This is a genomic window from Bartonella sp. CR127HXZ, from assembly GCF_042194555.1.
GTDB classification, from domain to species: Bacteria; Pseudomonadota; Alphaproteobacteria; order Rhizobiales; family Rhizobiaceae; genus Bartonella; species Bartonella grahamii.
Window position 1 is genome coordinate 1 of sequence record NZ_JBHIMZ010000091.1, and the last position, 577, is coordinate 577.

1 protein-coding gene and 1 pseudogene are annotated in these 577 nt (G+C 49.4%); one reads left to right on the forward strand and one right to left on the reverse strand.

The window, feature by feature from the left end; genetic code table 11:
- Positions 1-252: pseudogene (locus tag ACFIKY_RS09285) on the reverse strand (hypothetical protein); the annotation flags it as partial.
- A gap of 41 nt (positions 253-293) precedes the next feature.
- Between ACFIKY_RS09285 and ACFIKY_RS09290 the strand changes: the two are divergent.
- Positions 294-577, forward strand: a 284-nt coding sequence (locus ACFIKY_RS09290) for a 40S ribosomal protein S24 (protein WP_375661763.1), incomplete at its 3' end; no start/stop codon positions are given.

Sequence of the window (577 nt, forward strand, 5' to 3'; positions counted from 1 at the left end):
GCTGGTAGTTGATGCCAACCTTGAAGCCAGTGGGGCACCAATCCACAAACTGGATGCTGCGCTTGGTCTTGATGGTGGCAATGGCAGCATTGACATCTTTGGGAACCACATCACCACGATACAACAGGCAACAAGCCATGTATTACCGTGGCGAGGGTCACATTTCACCATCTGGTTGGCTGGCTCAAAGCAGGCATTTGTGATGTCTGCCACTGATAACTGCTCGTGGTATGCCTTTTCTGCAGAGATCACAGGGGCGTAGGTGGCAAGAGGAAAGTGTATACGTGGTCAAGATGAATGACACAGTAACAATTAGGACCCGCAAGTTCATGACGAACCGGCTCCTCCAGAGGAAGCAAATGGTTGTCGATGTTCTCCATCCTGGCAAGGCAACGGTCCCCAAAACTGAAATCAGGGAGAAACTTGCCAAAATGTACAAAACCACCCCTGACGTTGTGTTCGTCTTTGGCTTCAGGACTCAGTTCGGTGGTGGCAAGACAACAGGTTTTGCCATGGTTTATGATTCCTTAGATTATGCTAAGAAGAATGAGCCAAAGCACAGACTTGCAAGGCATGG